Raw genomic sequence first — 268 nt, 5'->3', positions numbered from 1 at the left:
ATCGGCCGCCTGCTCTACGAATCGAAGATGCTGTTCGAGGACCAGCTTGCCGCGGTCGAGGCCGACTCGAAGAAGTTCGGCACCCAGGGCGACCAGATCGACTTCGCGCTGCTGGTCGATGGCCTGGCGGCCGAGCGCGAGCAGGGCATCACGATCGACGTGGCCTACCGCTTCTTCTCCACCGACAAGCGCAAGTTCATCGTCGCCGACACCCCGGGACACGAGCAGTACACCCGCAACATGGTCACCGGCGCTTCCACGGCGGATG

The 268-nt window shown here is 64.9% G+C and carries 1 protein-coding gene; it reads left to right on the top strand.

The genetic code is table 11. The annotated features are described in order from the left end of the window. A partial coding sequence (locus C662_RS19685) for a GTP-binding protein (protein ID WP_002934940.1) occupies positions 1-268 on the top strand: 268 nt, incomplete at both ends.

Source organism: Thauera sp. 28 (assembly GCF_000310145.2).
GTDB lineage: Bacteria > Pseudomonadota > Gammaproteobacteria > Burkholderiales > Rhodocyclaceae > Thauera > Thauera mechernichensis.
Note: the sequence above shows the minus strand (reverse complement) of the source record. Positions and strands in the feature narration are given on the sequence as shown.